At 53.5% G+C, this 19586-nt stretch carries 17 protein-coding genes; 9 read left to right on the forward strand and 8 right to left on the reverse strand.

Features of this window, described 5'->3' with window-relative positions:
* Positions 1-272: 272 nt before the first annotated feature.
* A complete protein-coding gene (locus LEP6406_RS0218530) occupies positions 273-947 on the forward strand; it encodes a response regulator transcription factor (RefSeq protein ID WP_027269255.1) in 675 nt (224 codons plus the stop codon).
* A gap of 17 nt (positions 948-964) precedes the next feature.
* Here the strand turns inward: LEP6406_RS0218530 and LEP6406_RS0218535 are convergent, their stop codons facing one another.
* The gene (locus LEP6406_RS0218535; protein ID WP_008309828.1) at positions 965-2149 is read right to left on the reverse strand and encodes an LL-diaminopimelate aminotransferase; all 1185 of its coding nucleotides are present in this window, start codon (positions 2147-2149) and stop codon (positions 965-967) included.
* A gap of 171 nt (positions 2150-2320) precedes the next feature.
* Positions 2321-4111: a translational GTPase TypA gene (gene typA / locus LEP6406_RS0218540; protein ID WP_008309831.1), complete on the reverse strand. Its 1791-nt coding sequence runs from the start codon at positions 4109-4111 to the stop codon at positions 2321-2323.
* 201 nt (positions 4112-4312) lie between these two features.
* On the opposite strand from typA, the gene LEP6406_RS0218545 reads away from it, so the two are divergent.
* Both LEP6406_RS0218545 and rimK read left to right on the forward strand, forming a co-directional pair.
* Entirely contained in the window at positions 4313-4783 is a 471-nt protein-coding gene (locus LEP6406_RS0218545) for an ATP-dependent zinc protease family protein (protein WP_008309832.1), read from the forward strand.
* Between the two features lie 55 nt (positions 4784-4838).
* Complete coding sequence (gene rimK, locus LEP6406_RS0218550) at positions 4839-5744, forward strand: 30S ribosomal protein S6--L-glutamate ligase (RefSeq protein WP_008309833.1); 906 nt, start codon at positions 4839-4841, stop codon at positions 5742-5744.
* A gap of 200 nt (positions 5745-5944) precedes the next feature.
* Here the strand turns inward: rimK and LEP6406_RS0218555 are convergent, their stop codons facing one another.
* A complete protein-coding gene (locus tag LEP6406_RS0218555; RefSeq protein WP_051463771.1) occupies positions 5945-6331 on the reverse strand; it encodes a c-type cytochrome in 387 nt (128 codons plus the stop codon).
* 259 nt (positions 6332-6590) lie between these two features.
* On the opposite strand from LEP6406_RS0218555, the gene petG reads away from it, so the two are divergent.
* From petG to LEP6406_RS0218570, 3 genes are all read left to right on the forward strand, one after another.
* Complete coding sequence (gene petG / locus LEP6406_RS31475; protein WP_071992254.1) at positions 6591-6704, forward strand: cytochrome b6-f complex subunit V; 114 nt, start codon at positions 6591-6593, stop codon at positions 6702-6704.
* Positions 6705-6845: 141 nt separating this feature from the next.
* On the forward strand, positions 6846-8228 hold the full coding sequence (locus LEP6406_RS0218560; RefSeq protein WP_008309839.1) for an IctB family putative bicarbonate transporter: 1383 nt from the start codon (positions 6846-6848) through the stop codon (positions 8226-8228).
* 408 nt (positions 8229-8636) lie between these two features.
* Positions 8637-9971 (forward strand): HetZ-related protein, encoded by a 1335-nt coding sequence (locus tag LEP6406_RS0218570; RefSeq protein WP_008309841.1) that lies wholly within the window; start codon positions 8637-8639, stop codon positions 9969-9971.
* A 135-nt stretch (positions 9972-10106) separates the two neighbouring features.
* Here the strand turns inward: LEP6406_RS0218570 and LEP6406_RS0218575 are convergent, their stop codons facing one another.
* From LEP6406_RS0218575 to LEP6406_RS34435, 3 genes are all read right to left on the reverse strand, one after another.
* Complete coding sequence (locus tag LEP6406_RS0218575) at positions 10107-10643, reverse strand: hypothetical protein (protein ID WP_008309843.1); 537 nt, start codon at positions 10641-10643, stop codon at positions 10107-10109.
* Positions 10644-10648: 5 nt separating this feature from the next.
* On the reverse strand, positions 10649-10966 hold the full coding sequence (locus LEP6406_RS0218580; RefSeq protein WP_008309844.1) for a hypothetical protein: 318 nt from the start codon (positions 10964-10966) through the stop codon (positions 10649-10651).
* A 311-nt stretch (positions 10967-11277) separates the two neighbouring features.
* Positions 11278-11553, reverse strand: a complete 276-nt coding sequence (locus LEP6406_RS34435) for a hypothetical protein (RefSeq protein ID WP_155834719.1) — start codon at positions 11551-11553, stop codon at positions 11278-11280.
* 1127 nt (positions 11554-12680) lie between these two features.
* Between LEP6406_RS34435 and LEP6406_RS0218585 the strand changes: the two genes are divergently transcribed.
* Entirely contained in the window at positions 12681-13826 is a 1146-nt protein-coding gene (locus LEP6406_RS0218585) for an NACHT domain-containing protein (protein ID WP_008309852.1), read from the forward strand.
* On the opposite strand, the gene LEP6406_RS0218590 is transcribed toward LEP6406_RS0218585, so the two are convergent.
* Positions 13782-15017: an ISL3 family transposase gene (locus LEP6406_RS0218590; protein WP_027268755.1), complete on the reverse strand. Its 1236-nt coding sequence runs from the start codon at positions 15015-15017 to the stop codon at positions 13782-13784. The two genes, LEP6406_RS0218585 and LEP6406_RS0218590, sit on opposite strands and share 45 nt — an antisense overlap.
* A gap of 191 nt (positions 15018-15208) precedes the next feature.
* Between LEP6406_RS0218590 and LEP6406_RS0218595 the strand changes: the two genes are divergently transcribed.
* Both LEP6406_RS0218595 and LEP6406_RS0218600 read left to right on the forward strand, forming a co-directional pair.
* Complete coding sequence (locus LEP6406_RS0218595; RefSeq protein ID WP_008315555.1) at positions 15209-16579, forward strand: NACHT domain-containing protein; 1371 nt, start codon at positions 15209-15211, stop codon at positions 16577-16579.
* Between the two features lie 336 nt (positions 16580-16915).
* On the forward strand, positions 16916-17137 hold the full coding sequence (locus LEP6406_RS0218600) for a hypothetical protein (RefSeq protein WP_008315553.1): 222 nt from the start codon (positions 16916-16918) through the stop codon (positions 17135-17137).
* A gap of 263 nt (positions 17138-17400) precedes the next feature.
* On the opposite strand, the gene LEP6406_RS0218605 is transcribed toward LEP6406_RS0218600, so the two are convergent.
* A complete protein-coding gene (locus LEP6406_RS0218605) occupies positions 17401-19308 on the reverse strand; it encodes a DUF3352 domain-containing protein (RefSeq protein ID WP_008316894.1) in 1908 nt (635 codons plus the stop codon).
* Between the last annotated feature and the right edge of the window lie 278 nt (positions 19309-19586).

Consider the following 19586-nt stretch of genomic DNA (forward strand, 5'->3'; position numbering starts at 1 on the left):
CCACGCCTTAGCGTTATGCATCCTACTGAACTCAAAACTGAACAGGAGGCAATTCAAAACACTTACCTAGTGCTCTGTCAAGACTCAAACTTAAGGTTACCCCTGATTTGTAGCGCGGCTATCCTGCGGTGCATTGCTTCGCGAATGCACCCTACGAACTGTCACCCGCTACATTGGGCGCGGAAACCGCGCCCCTACCCCATCACCCCATCACCCCATCACCCCATCGCCCCATCACCCCATCACCCCCCTACCCTCACACCCTCACACCCATGACCGCAAAAATCCTACTTGTCGAAGACGAAATCAAACTGGCCCAGTTCATTCAGATGGAGCTGAGCTACGAAGGCTACGAGGTCGCTGTGGCCAATGATGGCCTGTCGGGTCTCATGACGGCACGGGAACAAGAGCCGGATTTGATCCTGCTGGATTGGATGTTGCCGGGACTCACGGGTCTGGAGGTATGCCGTCGTCTCCGAGCAACGGGATCCCTGGTGCCCGTAGTCCTACTCACCGCTAAGGATGAGGTGGCGGATCGGGTGGCGGGGCTGGATGCTGGAGCCGATGACTACGTGGTCAAACCCTTTAGTATCGAGGAACTCTTGGCTCGGGTCCGCGCCCATCTGCGTCGCAACCAACCTCAGGAGGTGGATGCTTTCCAGTTTCAAGATCTCTCCCTGAATCGCCAGACGCGGGAAGTACGGCGGGGAGAGCGCAGTATTGAACTCACGGCGAAGGAATTTGATCTCCTGGAGTACCTGATTGTCCATCCTCGTCAGGTGTTGACCCGCGATCGCATTCTAGAAGAAGTCTGGGGCTACGACTTCATGGGGGATTCCAACATCATCGAGGTGTACATCCGCTATCTGCGCCTGAAGCTGGAGGTGGAGGGAGAAAAGCGTCTGATCCAAACCGTGCGCGGCGTGGGTTATGTCCTGCGGGATTAGGTCCAGAACCCCACGCCCTAGGGTTGGGGGGTTGAATGGGCCAAGAACTGGGCAATTTTAGCCACTGCCGCCTCTAGTACTGCTGGAGACTGCACTAAGGCCACCCGCACATAGCCCTCACCATATTTTCCAAAGCCTCGCCCTGGCGCTAGGGCGACCCCCGTTGCCGCCACCAGTTTCACGCAGAAGTCAATAGAGTCCGCTGCCCAAGGGTCCGGCAGTTTGGCCCAGATGTACTGGGTAGCATCCGGTTTCGGGACTTGCCAGCCGATGGCGTGGAGGGCATCCACGAAGGCATCGCGTCGCTGCCGAAAGGTATTGACGGTTTCAGCCACGCAATCCTGGGGACCAGAGAGAGCCGCGATCGCACCCTGCACAATGCCCCGGTACTGGTTAAAGTCCACATTAGCTTTGATCTGCCGTAGGGCCGTAATCAACCTCCGGTTGCCGATGGCATAGCCCACCCGGAAGCCCCCCATGTTGTAGGACTTCGACATAGAAAAGAATTCGATCGACACCGTTTTATCCGGGTCCGCTTGGAGCACCGAGGGGGCAGGTCGTCCCGTGTAGGTGACATCCCCATAGGGAAAGTCATGGACCAGTACTAAGTCGTGCGCTTGGCAAAAGGCTACCGCTTCTTGCCAAAATCCCAAGGGCGCAGAAGCCGTAGTGGGATTGTGGGGATAGCTCAGCACCATCATTCGAGTTTGGTCTAGCACCGTTGAAGGAATGGCGTCAAAACTGGGCAAAAAGCCATTCTCCGCCAGCAAGGGCATTGTATAGATTTGGCCACTGGCCAGATGTACCCCCCCAGCATGGGAGGGGTAGCCCGGATCCGTCAGTAGGGCAAAGTCACCAGGATTCAACACCGCTAAAGGCAAATGGGCCGTACCCTCCTGAGAGCCAATCAGCAGCAACACCTCCGTCTCAGGGTCCACAGGTACCCCAAACTTGGCGGTGTACCAGGCCGCAGCCGTTTCCCGAAAGGGTCGAGTGCTGTGGAACAAGGAGTACCCGTGGGTACTGGGGTCAGGCAGCGCCGCCGCGATCGCAGCCAACACATGGGGCGCAGTGGGTAAATCCGAAGACCCCAAGGACAGATCCACAATCTCCTGCCCCGCCGCTAGCGCCTTGGCCTTGGCCTGGTCCATATCGGCAAAGACATTGGTTTGCAACGGTTTCAAACGATCAGCAATCTGCATGGGTCCAGTTAGCTCACAGCCAACGATGAAGTGATTTCCATCAAAGAAAATCCCACTACACCGCCGTACCCCCAATACAGGGAATCACCGCAGGATCATCGCCCAGGGGCACCGCGCCACCGTGCCCTTAAGGCAGGGACTTTCTTTTCGAGATAACGGCCTAGTCGAGAATTACCGTCGCGCCAACTTCTTGCCCACCTTGCGAAGACGGATAGACTCAGGCGTAACCTCCACCATCTCATCGGAGCTGATGTATTCCAGCGCCCGTTCCAGACTCATCTCGATCGGGGTCTGCAACTGCACCAGTTCATCCCCTGTAGCGGAGCGGTGGTTGGTAAGCTGCTTGGCCTTACAGACATTCAGCTCTACATCCTGAGGGCGGTTGCTCTCACCGATAATCATACCCTTGTAGACCTTCGTACCGGGGGTGATGAAAAAGGTACCCCGATCCTCTGCGCCCTTGAGGGCATAGAAGGTTGCCGTACCCTCTTCAAAGGCAGTGAGTACCCCATTGCGACGGGTTTCCAAATCGCCACTCATGGGGCGATATTCCAAGAAGCTGTGGTTCATTAGCCCCTCGCCCCGAGTCAACCGCATAAACTCACCCCGGAACCCGATCAGACCCCGAGCAGGTACCACAAACTCAATGGTGGAGCGACCGTCTCCGGTCATCCGCATATCCTGCATTTCACCCCGACGCTGACCCAGCCGCTCCATACAGCCACCGACACCCTCTTCGGGCACATCCAAGACCAGCAATTCATAGGGTTCGCAGGGATGACCACCGATCTCCCGGAAGATCACCTGGGGCTGGGAGACTTGGAACTCGTACCCCTCCCGGCGCATGGTTTCAATCAGGATGCCTAGGTGCAGTTCTCCCCGCCCTGATACAGAGAGGCGATCGGGGGAGTCGGTGTCCTCTACCCGCAGCGCCACATTAGTTTGGAGTTCGCGCATGAGGCGATCGCGGAGTTGGCGGGAGGTGACAAACTTGCCCTCTTGGCCCGCAAAGGGGGAGTCGTTTACCGCAAAGGTCATGGCCAGGGTGGGTTCATCCACACTGATTAAGGGGAGAGGCTGAGGATCGTTAGGGCAAGCGATGGTTTCACCAATATTGGCATCGGCGAAGCCTGCTAGAGCCACGATCTGCCCTGCGGTGGCCTGCTCAATTTCAATTCGTTGCAGCCCTTGGAACCCCAGCAGCTTGCTAATTTTCGACTTAACGATGGTGCCATCCCGCTGCACCAGGGTTGCAGGTTGGCCAGCGCGGATGGTGCCGTTGTGCAGCTTACCGATGACAATGCGGCCCAGGTACTCGGAATAGTCAAGGGTGGTCACCTGGATTTGCAGGGGCTTTTGGGGGTCGCCAATGGGGGGCGGAACGTGGTCGAGAATCGCCTCAAAGAGAGGCTTCATATCGCTGCTCTCGTCCTCTAGGTGCTTTTTGGCAAAACCGCCTAATCCAGAAGCATAGAGGTAGGGAAACTCACACTGGTCATCGTCGGCTCCCAGTTCTATGAACAGATCCAGTACCTTATTGATGGCATCATGGGGATCGGCCTGGGCACGGTCGATTTTGTTGAGCACGACAATGGGGCGCAGACCCTTTTCCAGTGCTTTCTTCAGCACAAATCGGGTCTGGGGCATAGGGCCTTCGTTGGCGTCCACAATCAGGATGCAGCCATCGACCATGCCGAGGACACGCTCTACCTCACCGCCAAAGTCGGCGTGGCCGGGGGTGTCTACGATGTTGATCAGGGTTTCGCCGTAGGTAACAGCGGTATTTTTCGACAAAATTGTAATGCCCCGCTCCCGCTCCAAATCATTGGAGTCCATGACGCAATCTGGAACCTCTTCCCCCTCCCGAAAAATGCCGGACTGCCGCAGCAGGGCATCGACTAGGGTGGTTTTGCCGTGGTCAACGTGGGCGATGATGGCAACGTTGCGGATAGGAAGCGTCATATCGTTGGCGACTCTTTAAATGAAGGCTTAGTTACGGGCGGGCGTTATGTGGGGGAATAGTTTAGCCTGCCCAGATAACGGGTAGCGCCTAGGCGCAATCTTAACAATTGTAACGTACACAACCGTCTATCTGGAAAAATCTTTGAGGCATTGGACAGGGACACAGCCCGTTTACCATAGGAGAGCATTAGCCCTCCTGGCATGACGACGCAACTGAACTCGACTGCTGCTGCCTCCACCCCAGCGGTGATGGGCTGGCGAGAATGGCTGGCCTTGCCCGCCCTAGGCATTTCAGAAGTGAAGGTGAAGGTGGATACCGGGGCCAGATCCTCTGCCCTTCATGCCTTTGATATTCATCGCTTTGATCGCAGTGGCGTTGCCATGGTGCGGTTCAAGGTTCACCCCCTTCAGCGCAATACAAGCCACACGATTACAGCGGAAACGCCAGTCTTGGATGAGCGATGGGTGCGGAGTTCCAGTGGCCAATCCCAATCCCGTCCTGTAATTCAAACCTTGGTGAAGGTTGGGGAACAGAGTTGGCCCATTGAACTTACCCTAACCAATCGGGATGCGATGGGATTTCGGATGTTGCTGGGGCGAGAGGCTGTGCGCCACCGATTTCTGGTGGATCCGGGGCGATCCTATTTACTGGGTGGCGGGTGTACCCATTAGCGTATTTACCCAGTCACCAAAACTAACTCGGCCAAAAAAGATTCGGTAACGTTTCATGAAGATTATTATTCTGTCCCGCGATAGCAATTTGTATTCCACGCAGCGATTACAGCAGGCGGGAGAGGCTCGGGGCCATGAGGTGCATGTGATTGACCATATGCGCTGCTATATGGATATCACTTCCCATCGCCCGAAGGTGCTATTTCAGGGCAAGCCTCTGGAGGCGGTGGATGCAGTGATTCCCCGTATTGGTGCGTCTAATACGTTCTATGGCACGGCGGTGGTGCGTCAGTTTGAGGTGATGAATGTGTTTACGGCGAATGAGTCCCAGGCGATTTCGCGATCGCGGGATAAACTCCGCAGTCTGCAAATCTTGGCCCGTCGGGGAATTGGCCTACCCGTGACCGGATTTGCCCATTCCACTCAGGATATTGACGGCCTGATCGAACTGGTGGGAGGGGCTCCCCTAGTGATTAAGCTGCTGGAGGGCACCCAGGGTATTGGCGTAGTGCTGGCGGAAACCTATCAGGCCGCCAAGTCGGTGATCGAAGCCTTTCGGGGGCTGGATGCCAATATTCTCGTGCAGGAATATATCAAGGAGGCGGGGGGAGCAGATCTCCGCTGTTTTGTCATCGGCGAGAAGGTGATTGCCGCGATGCAACGTCAGGGGGCTCCGGGGGAGTTTCGCTCTAACCTGCATCGGGGGGGATCGGCTACAAAGGTGCGTTTGACACCGGAGGAGCGGAGTACGGCGGTGCGGGCAGCAAAGGCCATGGGGCTGCGGGTGGCGGGGGTAGATCTATTGCGATCGAACCATGGTCCGGTGGTGATGGAGGTGAATTCTTCACCGGGGCTGGAGGGGATTGAGAAGGCCACCAGTCTGGATGTGGCCGGCAAGATTATCGAGTACGTGGAGAAGAATGTGGGCACGGAGATGGGCCGCGATCGCATTAAATACTGATTTGCCAGTGATATTCCAGTTCTTTAGAAACCCAGATCCTTAACAATGTGCAATTTTTGTTGGTCAGGCAAGGTGCCTGACCGTTGACAGCCGGGACAGCTATCCCACGTTATTCCTGGTTCCCAGGCAGAACCTGGGAATCCTCACCGAAGCTCTGCCTCGTCGTTAGAAAACGGCAAGGATATTTACGCCGCCCAGTACTAGAGAGCTTCCAGATACTCCAAAAGATCGGCCATATCCTGGGGATCGGGCTGAAACTGCGGCATCGGGGGCGTTTTGCCACTGACCACCTGATTGATCAGGCCAATTTTTGAGAGGTGGCTAGACACCTGTTGCAAACTTGGCCCAACTTCGCCATCGGCGGCGATGCCGTGGCACACGGCACAGTTCATTTGAAAGATAGCTTGCCCCCGCACCTCGTCTCCCCGCAGGGTGAGCACCTGTTGAATGTAGGGATCCGCTGCTTGGGCCTGACGAAAACCAAAGATCACCATGCCCACCAGAAGCCCCATTAGCGTAATTAGAAGGACTACCCGCCAGATCAGGGCGGAAGGTTGCAGGGGCTCACTCACGGTACGTTCAGTCAAGGTAGACCGCTGGGTTACGATTTGTCATTCACATAGCTTAAAGATTCTCAGCAACTGCTGCAAGATCCTTTCACTTTAGGGCTCCCTTTTGAACTGGGGGATTTCTCTGGAGGGTGAACGCAAAGTAGAATAGGCTACATCCATACCAAGTCCAGCTCGAAATCTGGAGTTTCCCCACCGAAACTCCAATTCTGGACTTGGGCAAGGTTTAGATTAGGGAATATTCCCTACCTGTAATTAATGTAAGGAGCGATGCGGCGTGGTTGAGCCTCTTTTGAGTGGAATTGTGTTGGGTTTTATTCCGGTAACCCTGGCGGGGCTATTCGTGGCGGCTTATCTGCAATACCGTCGTGGCAACCAGTTTGACCTCTAGACCCGATGCAGGGCGTGGGGAAGACTTCTGGGCTGAGCGCAAGGGGTATTGTCGAGGGTGAATCTCACTTTTGCAGCCCCACTGGCAAAGAAGCCGCCCCGCGTCCACACCCTACATTCCCCATACTCCCAATAACCCTCTATGTTGAGCGCCGTTTGGCAGCATGTGATCCTAAATCGCTTTGCCCTGCACCAGTGGCGGCAGGTGAGCGTTATTCATCAACTGCTGGGGTTTTTGCGCCAGTGGCGACAGGGCAGTTGGCTGCTGCAATGGGCCGATGGTATTGGCCTGGTTTTAGCCGCGATTATCTTTGCCCTTGCGCCCTATGTGTCTACCACCCTGCTGGGGGTGTTGATGCTGGCCTGTGGCGGCTTTTGGGTACTGCTGACCCTGTCTGATGAGGCGGGGGAGGGGCTCACCCCTATCCATCTGGTGGTGGTGCTGTACTGGGGGGTAATAGCCTTGGCGACAGCGGTTTCCCCCGTAAAAGCAGCCGCCCTCCAGGGGTTGATCAAGCTGACCTTAAACGTGGTGCTGTTTTTGCTGATGGCGCGGGTGATGCGGCGATCTTCCCTGCGGACGGCGTTGATCGCGGTGTACCTGTTGACTTCCCTTATCGTGTCAGGGTATGGACTGCGCCAGTGGTTCTTTGGGGCGGAGGCGCTGGCCACTTGGGTAGACCCCACCTCTAACCTGGCGGGGACGACGCGGGTGTATAGCTATTTGGGCAATCCCAATTTGCTGGCGGGCTATTTGGTGCCCGCCGTCATGCTGAGCGCGGCGGCCCTGTTTGCATGGCCGAGGTGGACCCCCAAGCTACTGGCGGGGGTGGCGCTGGTGGCTAATAGTGTCTGCCTGGTGCTGACCTTTAGCCGGGGCGGTTGGCTGGCCTTTGTGGCGGGCGGCGGCGTGATGACGATGTTGCTGGTGCAGTTTTGGGCGATTCGCTTCAATGCCTTTTGGCGACGCTGGGCACTCCCAACTCTGGTGGGGGCCTCGATGGTGGTGTTGGTGATGGCGGTGATGGCGGTGGCTCCCCTGCGCGATCGCGTTATGAGCATTTTTGTCGGACGGGAAGACAGCAGCAATAACTTCCGCCTTAATGTCTGGGCGGCAGTGATGGACATGATCCGCGATCGCCCGCTGCTAGGCATCGGCCCCGGCAATGATGCCTTTAATGCCATCTATCCTTTCTATCAGCGGCCCCGTTACACTGCCCTCAGTGCCTATTCCATTTTCCTGGAAATTGCGGTAGAGGCGGGAATCCTGGGACTAGCGGCCTTCCTCTGGCTCATGACGGTCACCCTGGGTCAGGGCTGGCGAGCTTGGCTACGGCTGCGGGAAACCCAGGCCCGCGAAGCCTACTGGCTAATGGCCGCGATCGCAACCCAGGCGGGCATGTTGATTCAAGGCTTAGTAGACACGATTTGGTATCGGCCCCAGGTCAGTACCCTATGGTGGCTGATGCTGGCTATCGTCGCCAGTTATTACGTGGTCAAACCTCGCCCATTAACCTGGGAGTAACAACCTAAGAGGATTCAGGAGAAGATTCAGAGAGAATTCAGGGCAAGATGCGGTAATTCCGTAGAAACTCCGCCACTGTTTGAACCGTCTGGATAAAGGACTCGGGCAGCGGACTGGGGGTGTCATAGAACTTCGCGATCGCAAAGTGGGCATTCTAGGCAAAACCCTTGAATTGCAGAGGCTATTTACCCTAGCCTGCTCCATAATTGGCATCTGGGGAACAGCCTCCGCAATTCCCATGGCAATACCGTGGCTAGCCGATGTGCTCAGACTGCCACAAGCCCTGTTCCTGGATTCGGTGCCTACCGTTAGAGTTGAGATACGTTCGAGGTGAGGTCTAGGCCCCGGTGGGTCTTGTTCCTGTAGATAGCCTTGATGGCTCCCAAGTTCTGTGCATCACCCAAGCCCATGAAGCTCCGATTCCTGCCTGCTACAGCAACGAACCCATCCCCTGCCTGGGAGCCCACCACACCCCTATCTGCGGCCACTGGGGGGGCAGGCACCCGTGGCCCCAAGGATCCCCATTTAACCGTTGCTCCCCAGGGAGCCGAGACCAACGGAGCCACGGAGGGAGAGGTACCAGAACCACCAGAGCCCCCGGAGGCGTTAGTGAAATGGATGACAGCGGAACTGCGTGAAGGATTACCGCCGCAGGCTACTAGTGCGGAAGCAGTGGCCCTCCGCTTTGCCCGAGAGGTAGATCGCATCTGCCGCATGAGCAATCGGATCCAAGCCACAGGAGATGTGGGAAAGTGGCAACAGTCCCTGGCCCACCATCGCCTTAACAAATGCTTACACTATTTCAATTTGGGATCGCGGCGGGGTCGTGTGGACCTCCACAGCACCCTTAGTGCCATTGCCTATCGCTATATTGCTCCTCGTCAGGCCCAACTGGGTTTTGAGGGGCGGACCACGCTATTAGAGGACTTTCTCCAGGGTTTCTATATCGAAGTCCTAAAGGCATTTCGGCGAGAGAATGCAGTGCCGCCAGACTACACCCCCCGTACCCGTCTGGAACTGGCGGAGTATATGACCTTCTCGGAGCAGTACGCCAAGCGGCGGATCACGATTCCAGGAGCGGTAAACCAGCAAATAATCGTCCTACGGGCGCAGACCTTTGCCCGCCGCCAGCCCGCTGAAACCTGTGTGGATATGGACATGGCTATGGAGGCCCCGAAGGGGGACGATGGCGATGCCCATGGTCGTTCGGCGGCGCTTCAGCAGGTGCGGGAGCAAATGGTGACGGAGGCGGTGGACCCGGCGGATCAAGTGCTGCGAGATCGCGTCATTCAGGAACTAATGACCTACCTAGAGGGGCAGGAGCAGCAGGACTGTATTGACTATTTTGTACTGCGTCTTCAGGACTTACCTGCCTCGGAAATTGACGAGATTTTGGGGCTGACGGCGCGACAGCGGGACTATTTGCAGCAACGCTTTAAGTACCATGTGGAAAAGTTTGCCCAGGTTCACAACTGGGAGCTAGTACACCAGTGGTTGGGTATTGATCTGGAACGCAATCTAGGACTCTCCTCCCAGCAGTGGGAGGACTTCCTCACCACGCTGTCACCGCTTCAGCAGAATCTATTGCAACTCAAGCGCGATCGCCTGTCATCGGGAAACAGTACCCTCGACCCCGGCGACCTGTCGGAACTGCTGGGTTGTACCCCCAAGCGGGTGCAGCGCACCTGGGGCCAGATTCTCAGTCAGGCTTGGAAATATCGGAATCAACTCAACAAAACCTAGATCGCCAACCTACGGCGATGGGCGATCGCACTGGCACCGTGTTGATGGGCAACTACCCCATGCCCAGGGTCAACCGGGTAATGCCATCCCGTACGGGTCTGAGGCGAATGCGGCAGATGCCGTTGTGCCGATGGCCTAATTCTCAGAGCGGCTATTGCTGAAATAAAAACCCAGAGCTGTACCTAGGGTACTAAAACCCGCCGTTATAATTAGATTCATTAACGCCATAGAAGCTTGATCTTGTTCTTTCTTGATCTCGGCCAACTTCTCAATCTTGAGATCACCTGCTTGGCGCAGAAGGAGGTAGGTTCCCACTTGATTGGCTGCATTTAAGGTTAGCAGGAAGAATAGAATTCCACCTAATCCCGCAGCAATGCCCATGGCTAACATGGAGCGCGTATTCTCTTGACGCTCAGTGAAAGTGAGGGAATCTTTTGATTCGGATTCTTCCGCTTCAGATTTGGTTACACCCTTTTTGTCAGCTTCGCCACCTCCGCTCAGCGTCTGCCGATCTCCACTTACATTATCCGCACTTAAATTATCTACTACATCATCTAAGTCATCATTTCCACTTGCCACGCCTTGTTTATTAGGCTCTTGAGAAGGCTGCTGCTCCTCCGGATTGGGATCTTGATCCCCTGGATTGGGGGTTTGATTAGGATCTGTTGCCATTGACCTCAGGATCGAAAAGTTGGTCGGGCGAAAATTCTAGGATCTTTCAATGTGACTTGATAGCGCTTCTTTCCCTTCTCCAGCAGTACCGTTGCACCTTCATTTTTCTCGCTATAGATATCTGATGTCACAAAGACTGCGTAACGTAGGGCAGTCGTAGGCTCAACATTAAGAATTTTTGCTAGCTGCCCCAGCTTCAGCAAAATATCCTTGGGCACAGCCACGGTCATTTCTTCCTTCTGATCTACAGGCTCTTGTGAAACGGATGGAGCCGGGTCGGAAGGCTGATCGGACTGGGATGGGTTGGACATTGGGGTGACCATTGTTACAATTGCCTCTCCGTAAGCATAGGATACCCAATTGTCTGTCAAGGGTATGGGCGCTTATGCGGTGCTGTAGCAAGCTGGAAAGACTACTCTCTTTTTCTGCCCTTGGGCAATAAATTCCGTGCTTTTCCGTTTGATGTTGCACGATTCTAGCTTACTAGGAAAAGAGTAGCACCCTTGCCAGCCCTTGAGAACAGTGGGTTGTAGGGGAGGAAGGGGCAAATGTCGCGATCGCTACTATGAAGTGGAGTCGGCAATCGCGATCCTGAACCCTAGTAGCGGGTTTCCCCAGGGTTCAGGATCGCAGTCTAAAGCAGGGCTAGAGTTGCATCGCTATCGGGTGCAGTCCCATTCTCGTCAGTGGGGAGTGCGTGGAGGGCGATCGCAGACAGGGGAGGAGACGGACGATCGCGGCACGGATTAGCTTCAGCTTGAGCCATTAACCAAGCAACGACAATATCCAAGCCCTGTTCCAGTGGAACAGGGCTTGGCTGATTGTGGTGAGGCGGTGTAGGCATGATCGTGCCCTCGTAGTTGAAATATTCCGCCAACATCAAGGAGCCAAGGCAAAAGAGCCAAGACAAAAAGTTTAGATGCACCCGACGGATCAGGGCTCACAAACAAAAACGCTGCTCCCTTTGGCTACCTTCAAGCGATTACCTGATCGATCCACAACAATTACCTGTTCTCCGCTGTCAAAGACCGTTCCTGGTAATAGACTCTCGCACTTCCATAGAACGCCATCCCATTGGCTCCACCACAGGGTGTCGCTAATTGGCTCCAGGATAGTCGCATAGTCAGAAGGTTCGATTCCACGCTTTTTGGCTTTTCCTTGCCGAGCAAGTGTTCAATTGGCATCACCATCGCTCCTGTAAATCAAGAACTTAGCTTCATTCTTACACCCTGTACTACACCTCACATCACCCCCAGCATAGCGAGTGAAATCAACTGTGACCTTTGAAAACAAGCAAAGAATACTAGTTGCACATAAATTTATTATATTTCCAGATGATTCTTTTTATTTCCATTCAAAGAAGCTGTAAGATCTCATTATCAGCGGAAAAATTCTTGTGATGAGTGCTCAATGACTGACCATCTCATTCAAAATAATCACGAGTTTTTTGACATAAAAAATCACGACATCGTCCTAGAGCCATTGAAGTATGGAGCTAGTGCAAGTAACTCCACATATAAGACTTCCATTGCAGGAAAAAGTTCATTAAGTAGGCAAATGCAATTAAGGTGAGCCTTGGAATATGGCTGGGCGTTAGCGCAACTTGAGTTTTGCTCATCATCGTAGACCCTCATGGCTCAAGGCTTTGATGCGTTACGCTAGCGCTTTAGCGCAGCCATGCCGCAGGCTATACGCATCCTACAAACACTAGATCTATCCACTTGCTGGAAGCGCAAGTAGCCATTGACATCACTGAAAAGATAAAGCTAGCTTAAGGCAGCAGTCAAAAATCCAATGCATCACCAATGGACTTAAAGGGATTGGTTCAAAGGCTTTCGTAAGAAAGTGAAACAATGAGAATTTATCGGAACTTCATAGAAACATTTGGAACCCTGCACAATTAGCCCTGAGGCCAGCAAGAGCCAAAGTTATAATGGTGTAGGGCCAAAAATCGGGCGTTTTTGTGATCTGATATACAATTTTGACTTTTGTCCTAAGAGCGATTCGTAACCACTCAAAACGTGAATAGGTGAAACCATGGCCAGATCCTCTATTGAGGTAGAATTGCGAATCTATCAACAACTATGTGATGTCTACAATAGAAAATTTGGGGAATCACCCAAGAACTTGGTGCAGACATTAAATCAACGGTTTGCCGATGAGCGCAAGGCTGCTTCAGCCAAAAATCCCCACGCCAAGAAGGACCTGGTCTCGGAGCGGACGATCCAGAACTTCTTTAAGGATGCTGATGGCAGAAAGCTGAGCCTAGTGAACTTGAACTACCTCTGCCAAGTGATGCTGGGGGGAAGTTATCGCGATGTCCTAGAGGGCAACACTGAAACCCCTACCCATAAGACTGTTGCTGATGCGACTGTGCACAATGGGTACTCCTCTCAAAAGGGCTTAAGTCTTGATGCTGCTATTCAACTGCAAGAAGTCGGTGGCCAGATGGAAACCCCGCCTCTAGAAACTTGGCTGGATGCTTATCAAGAACAGGTGAGGCAGTACCATAGCTCTGTACGTATTCCTGCGATGCGTCAAGCTAGATCCCTGGAGAGTGTCTATGTGGATGCAGGCTTGTCTAAGGATCTCAAGATCCGTAAGAAAAAGGATTTTCTACAACTGTTGCAGGAGCTAGAAGGTAATAAACAAGAAGTTTCTAAAGTATTAACTGTTCCAGAAATCTTGCGAGCCCATCGACGCACGATGATCTGGGGAGCGGCTGGGGCTGGCAAAACCACCCTGCTGAAAAATATCGTTTGCCATCCCCACGTTATTGGAGAAATCATTCCCGTTTTTATTGTTCTGGCTGATTATGCCAGGGCGTTAGAGACAAATGGCCTGAGCTTAGTCGCAGCAGTTCACAAGGAATTCCGGCAAAGCTTTTCGCGAATTTCTGGTAATTGTCCTAGACTTACGGATCAAGGTATTGACACTTATCTGAAACGGGGTGATTTCTTTGTTGTGTTAGATGGATTAGATGAAGTACCAACCAAAGCTTTGTCCAAAGTACAAGATCAAGTGGCAAACCTAGTCAAGCAACATCCAGGCAATCACTATGTATTAGCTTGTCGGTTCGGTACGACGGACTATGTGCCCCAGGATTTTATTGAAGTAGAAGTGGCTCTTCCGGTCTGGCTATGGTGTTTCAAAAGGAAATACCCACGGCAACAAAGCTCTTAACTTGAAATTGTCAAAATTGCCAAAGCCATAACCTAATCTCTTGATCAACTTAAGCTTGTTATTTATTCCCTCCACAACCCCATTAGTTATTCTCAGTTCAAAGTATGATGTCACCTCATCAAACCATCGTTTAATCGTGCCACAACTCTGATTGAAAAATGTCGATGAATCCGCCATCCAGTCCAGTAACTTTAACGTCCCTTCTGCCCAATTCTCGAAGGATTCAAAGATTTCTCTGAACTCTTCTTTCAATCGATGCATCGTTGCTAATTTAGGGGATACTTCGCTCACTTCTATGAGCTTCTTCTTCTGTTTCTCATTCAAATTCCCTTCGTTCTTTAGTAACGCATACTTACTGCCATTAAGACCCTCTATGACGCGCTCCCTCTCAGCCTTTTTTGCGATCTTCTTGGCCGCTCTCTTCTCCGCTTTCCGTTCGTTATCTAACTCCTCATTGACGAGTTTGGTGACATGGAATCTATCCGCGACAATGGTCGCATTCGGCATCATCTCTTTTACCAAACTTTGGTAGGGCTTCCACAGGTCTATGCTCACCCCTTCAATCCCCTCAAGCACCTCTGGTCCCCATTGGCTAAGGACTTGGCGCAATCCCTCTTGTGTTCGTGAGGGTAGAAGGGTGATCGGCTGGTGCGTCTCTAGGTTCACTAGCACCCCATAATAGTTACCCTGACCTTTGACGACCGCTATCTCGTCTATCCCGAGATATCTAATCGGTTCTGGGCTCTCGGGTAAATACGCCTTTCCGGCATCCTTTATCATCGTCTCAATCTGCTCGTCACTCAGCCCTGTCCGAGCCGCCACACTGTGAATGCTACTCCCTAACACTTGGCCGACAATCTGCTTCGCTAGCCGCTGCGTATACAACCGCCTTTTCTTAACAAAGGCCAGTTCTTCGCTAAACACTTGTCCACATTCCTGGCACCAAAACTGGCGGCGATTGACTCGCAACACTACGGGCTGTTGATTCCACGGCAAATCCTCAATGTTATACCGATGATTCTCATGCAAATGACGACTTCGCTTCCCACACCGGGGACACTCTGCATCTCGGCGGGTGGGGCTAATTACAAAAAATAGCCCCACCCCATCTATCATTGTCATATCCTCTACTTTTGTCTCAGGAAGACCCAGTAGCTCTGTCAATTGCCTCGCGTCAGATTCTGTGATCATGGCGCTCACCCATATATGGCGACTTTCTCTCACCCTTTAATTCTAGCCAATCCCTTGTATATCAAACACTTCACGCCTTTCTAGCGTTTATTTCTCTCTCCATTTCCCCTGCTCAGTAGCCCTTTGTCCATAGCCAGACCGGAAGAGCCGTAGAAGTATCTCGTTGGACACCGCAAAGAATTGAAGAGTTTGTGCGTAAATGGTTTGAACATGCGGAAAAATCCCATAATGTCGATGACTTTCTCAAGGAAATTAAGGGCAGCTTAATTGCCTCAGATATTGTCAGGACTCCTCTGTTGTTGACCATGCTCTGTCAGTTATATGAAGATGGTTATGAGCTGCCCAGGGACGAAGTTGAACTCATGGAGGATGCCGTAGATCTCTACTTGAGAAAGTGGGACTCTTCGCGACGGATTCGACGAAACACTGAACTTGAAGATAAGTTGTCCCGTCAACGCCGCAAAGAACTGTTTGCAACCATTGCCTACATTGGTATGATGGAAGGCAAACGAGTTTGGCGCAGACAAGATCTAGAAGAATTAATCGAAGCTTCTCTAGAAAAAATTCAAGGGGTAACCCCTGAAACATTAGAGACAGATGTCTCTAATGTACTCTATCTCCTAGAAACCCACCACGGCCTTCTGGTACGGGCTTCTAAGGATACCTATGTATTTTCTCACCGTTCTTTCCAAGAGTATTTTACTGCCATGCAAGTAATGATGGATCTGGGGCATGATACCGAAGCGATCGCTGAATTCATTGAGCAGCGCTTGACTGACCGTCAATTCAGGGAAGTTTTTTACAACCTTCTGAGTCGGCAAAAAGATGCTGAGCCTTTCTTGACGACCATACGGACAAAAATGGATCAACTAATTTCAAGGCATCCGATCTTAAAACAGTGGCTAATATGGTTGGATAAAGTAACTCAAGATGCCAATGTTTCCTCCGCTGCTTGGCGTGTCAATACTGGCTGTTTCGACTTTGAAACATCCTTATACTTTAAGTCTGATCCTAAAGTAGATCTAACCGTAGCTCAAAGATTGGCTGAAAGGTTGCGAGCGTTTAACAGAAGAAATCGTCAGTATTTTAGAGAAACAACACCACGTATTCGACTTGTTTCTCGCCTTGCCGCCATCCATAACATTGCATCAGATCGGGCTCAAGGGAAAAAAGTTGAATTTGAAAAGTTGGGAGAGTTTGTTGCAGTCTACAAGGACTTACCCAACCGACTCAAGGCAGTGTTCACAGAGCTGATTCCCATGGCTCAGGAGGCAGAACTGGAACCCCTCGCTAAGCTGATGGAGGATCTGCTACAGGAGTTCCCCGAAGATAATGCGGCCACTGATGATTGGGCTAATTGGGAACAGCAGTTACAGGACGCAATGCAAGCGCATCTCCAGGTTGGCTATGACCACGCCATGAAACCAGAGGACGAACAGGCGTTGGATGACTACATCTACTTAGCTAGCCTGATTACCGATGTGGTGCTGGGGGATAGCCAATGTTCCGCCGAGTTCCGCCGGGAGATTGTGGAGAGTCTGTTCTTGCCACCGGCTCAGTAGGTTGGCCAATCGAGGCGAGGTCTTGCAGTGTGACCTTTAGGACGTTTGGTAACGTTTGAACACTTGAATTCAACCTTCAAAGACGCGGGGGATGGGGAGTATAGTTCCCATCCCCTGTTTGCGTATGATTACGAGGACGAGATGGCAGCCTTGTCGTCAGGGTATTACTAGACAAGTTGATTCAGTGGTATTACGGTTATCTTTGCTTGGATGTCGCTGTTCATAGCAACCTGCGGATCAGCTTGTTGGTGGTGGTGTTAGCACTTTTTTACTAAAGTTGACATTTTTTCTGTTTGATTCGCATAATTTCGGGGTCTTTGACTAGGATAGCCCTGTATGAACAGCTACAAGGTGGTTCCTATGGATGCAATTGCCTGGGTGGATTGGTTGGTGGCGGTGGATGAGACTGAGTGCCATCGCAAGTTAGGTCGCGAGTGGGAAGATGGTTGTTGCCAAAAGCGGCGGGGGCGGTTGGTGCGGCTGCGGCTGGCACTGTGGTTGATGTTGGCGGAGCGGGGATATGTGTGTTGGGTGGATCAGGGGGTGGCATTGGGGTGACGTGTTGGGGCGATCGCAACTCAGTATCCCCAACTTTCTTTTAACAGAATCCAGATTGGAATATTCTCAAAGTTGATTATGAAGGGGAGTAGCTTCGAGTTGCCTGCCGGTAATTCGACGTCTGGGTCAACACACTGGTGATGAACCTGGTCCAGACGGCAAGCTTTGGCTTTGCTAGGGAGACCTTCACTGAGTCCACTGCTGTCGTAGGCTGGGTAGCGAGCCCTAGAAAGACCTTGCAGGATTACTGCGCCTGTGTTCGTTCACTCCGCAGGACTGGCCTCACCTTCGGGTGGGGTAATGGGGGGGAGGGGGCCGGGGCGATCGCCCCGCTTGAGAGCAACGAAGAGATCGTAGCGGAGGCGGCGATCATCCAGGATGGTGGTGGTGACGCCTAAGCCCTCCAGAGCTTGGAGCATCCCCTGGGTTTCAGGGGGTAATGCGGGCAAAAATAGGTTGCCATCTCTCTGGGCCAGGGCCTTTAGGTTGAGGTAGAAGTGGCCATTATTGGGCTGGGGCGCTGCTGCCGTTGCCAGTTGGAATAGGGACTGGGTGTTTAGAGGTCGGGTCGGCGGGGGCGCGATCGCACTGGCAGTTCCCTCACCGATAGCCAGAAAAACTACGGTGTTATTGAGCCAGCCATGGGTGAGGGTAACGGACTGGAAGGGGGAAACCCAATCCGTCAGGGCTACATCCTCGACTTGGCGACGCTGGACCTGAAAACGGTAGCGGCTTTCCACCACCTCATTGAGCTGGGCAAAGGTTTTTTCCGCCAGGGGGCGATCGCTGACTTGGGCCAACAGGACTAAGTTGGGGTTGGGCACGGTTGCCCCCCTGGGATTGGGCGTTACCCCCGGCTCAGTTTCTGGGGCTACTTCAGGATTAGCGCCAGGATCAGCACCAGGATCGGTGCTGGCATTCGCCTCTGGCACCATAGGTGGCACCGAGGGCAGCAGGGCCAAGGCAAATTCACCCCCCATCCAGGGCAGCAAATCCTCCTCCATGGTCAGGCCCGTCCCTGCCTGGAGGGCTAGGGCCAAGGCATCGGGATTGAGAGCCGTGAGGGCTCCCCAGGTTTGGCCTTGGCTCAAATCCTGCCAGAATTGCTGGAAATTGCTGCCAGAGGCCATGAGCAATGTATCCTGGGGCAAATATTGGGCTACCTGGGCGGCAATGGGGACCTGGGTCGGATAAGTGCGATCGCTGTTGGCCGGTAGCCAACTGCTACTCTGGATCTGGAGCCCTTGTGTGGCGAGGGTGACCGTGGCTACGAGCCCCTGGCTGGACTGGAAGGTATTTAGCACCGCTGGCGAGAGGGGTGGCTGGGACGACTCGGCCAGGGATTGAATCGCAGCGGGGACATTCACATAGAGTTTGCCAAAGGGTCGCGCCTGGGCCGCCGCCTCAAAGGCCGGCCGGTAGCCCGGTAAATCCACAATGGAATCCCCCCCCCGGTAAGCATCCACGGCGGCCTCGGCGGTGGTGATCCCATCGGCAATGATGACCAACTCCGTCCCCAGCACCCCCATCCACAGGAGGGGAGCGGTGCTGTCCTCCGGGGGAGCATAGCGGTTGAGGGTGACACCCCGGTACTCCACGGTAGCCTCAGGGTCAGCGGTGAGGGGTAAGGTGGCGGCGAGATCCTGGGCTGCCTCAGCATCGGCAATGGGCAGCACCATGAGGCGAGCCTGGTCTCCAGAAAAGGGATCATCAGAAAACGGATCCCTGGGAATTGGGGCAGAATTGTTTTCCTCGGCATTCTCGTTAACCCCGGCCTCCGCTTCGGCTTCTCCCCCGGAGTTCGTCTCCCCCTCGACGGCGGGGGGCAACCAAGCCAAGGACACTTCTGAACCCACCCACGGCTGGAGGTGGGTGGCAAAGGAAAGATCATATTGATGTAACCAGCGATCGGACCAGCGGGCCAGTTGCTGATCAAAATTGGCCTGGGTCTCTGGGGTGCCAAACTCCCGCAGTCGCTGCCACTGTTCGGGATCGGTCGAGAGGCTGAGGGTGATGAGGGCGCTATCGGGGATGGCCCGCGCTCCCGCTGGCACCCCTGGCCCGCCTCCGGTGCGACGATGGACGACCCAATATGCGATCGCACCCCCCGCCATAAACAGGAGAACCGTACCCAGGGCCAGGAAAAACGGACGTTTTTTGATGCGAGTCATGGCGATAGGCCGGGAACGGGAATTGCCTTGTCACTCTAGCAAATGACGGAGATGGACGGATTTCAGCCCATTCCGTCTAAAAAGTATTGACTGGAGCATCATCCCCTGGGCTAGACAACAAGCCTTTTCGCAGTTCTTCGCTCTGAGTCATGAGCCAGCATGAGAATATTTCCTCATTTAGCCTGGATGGGGAGATAATGCCCCAATGACTCAGGTATGCAATCATCAGGTGAAAGGCATGAAGAGAACGTGGCCTTGATATTTTCCTGGTTGATGGC

It is taken from the genome of Leptolyngbya sp. PCC 6406, assembly GCF_000332095.2.
Classification (GTDB): Bacteria; Cyanobacteriota; Cyanobacteriia; order Phormidesmidales; family Phormidesmidaceae; genus PCC-6406.

What these genes read in the sequence shown, in the direction of transcription:
- LEP6406_RS0218530 (WP_027269255.1), top strand. Translation starts at nt 273, where the DNA reads ATGACCGCAAAAATCCTACTTGTCGAAGACGAAATCAAACTGGCCCAG.
- LEP6406_RS0218535 (WP_008309828.1), bottom strand. Translation starts at nt 2,149, where the DNA reads ATGCAGATTGCTGATCGTTTGAAACCGTTGCAAACCAATGTCTTTGCC.
- typA (WP_008309831.1), bottom strand. Translation starts at nt 4,111, where the DNA reads ATGACGCTTCCTATCCGCAACGTTGCCATCATCGCCCACGTTGACCAC.
- LEP6406_RS0218545 (WP_008309832.1), top strand. Translation starts at nt 4,313, where the DNA reads ATGACGACGCAACTGAACTCGACTGCTGCTGCCTCCACCCCAGCGGTG.
- rimK (WP_008309833.1), top strand. Translation starts at nt 4,839, where the DNA reads ATGAAGATTATTATTCTGTCCCGCGATAGCAATTTGTATTCCACGCAG.
- LEP6406_RS0218560 (WP_008309839.1), top strand. Translation starts at nt 6,846, where the DNA reads ATGTTGAGCGCCGTTTGGCAGCATGTGATCCTAAATCGCTTTGCCCTG.
- LEP6406_RS0218570 (WP_008309841.1), top strand. Translation starts at nt 8,637, where the DNA reads ATGAAGCTCCGATTCCTGCCTGCTACAGCAACGAACCCATCCCCTGCC.
- LEP6406_RS0218575 (WP_008309843.1), bottom strand. Translation starts at nt 10,643, where the DNA reads ATGGCAACAGATCCTAATCAAACCCCCAATCCAGGGGATCAAGATCCC.
- LEP6406_RS0218580 (WP_008309844.1), bottom strand. Translation starts at nt 10,966, where the DNA reads ATGGTCACCCCAATGTCCAACCCATCCCAGTCCGATCAGCCTTCCGAC.
- LEP6406_RS0218585 (WP_008309852.1), top strand. Translation starts at nt 12,681, where the DNA reads ATGGCCAGATCCTCTATTGAGGTAGAATTGCGAATCTATCAACAACTA.
- LEP6406_RS0218590 (WP_027268755.1), bottom strand. Translation starts at nt 15,017, where the DNA reads ATGATCACAGAATCTGACGCGAGGCAATTGACAGAGCTACTGGGTCTT.
- LEP6406_RS0218600 (WP_008315553.1), top strand. Translation starts at nt 16,916, where the DNA reads ATGAACAGCTACAAGGTGGTTCCTATGGATGCAATTGCCTGGGTGGAT.
- LEP6406_RS0218605 (WP_008316894.1), bottom strand. Translation starts at nt 19,308, where the DNA reads ATGACTCGCATCAAAAAACGTCCGTTTTTCCTGGCCCTGGGTACGGTT.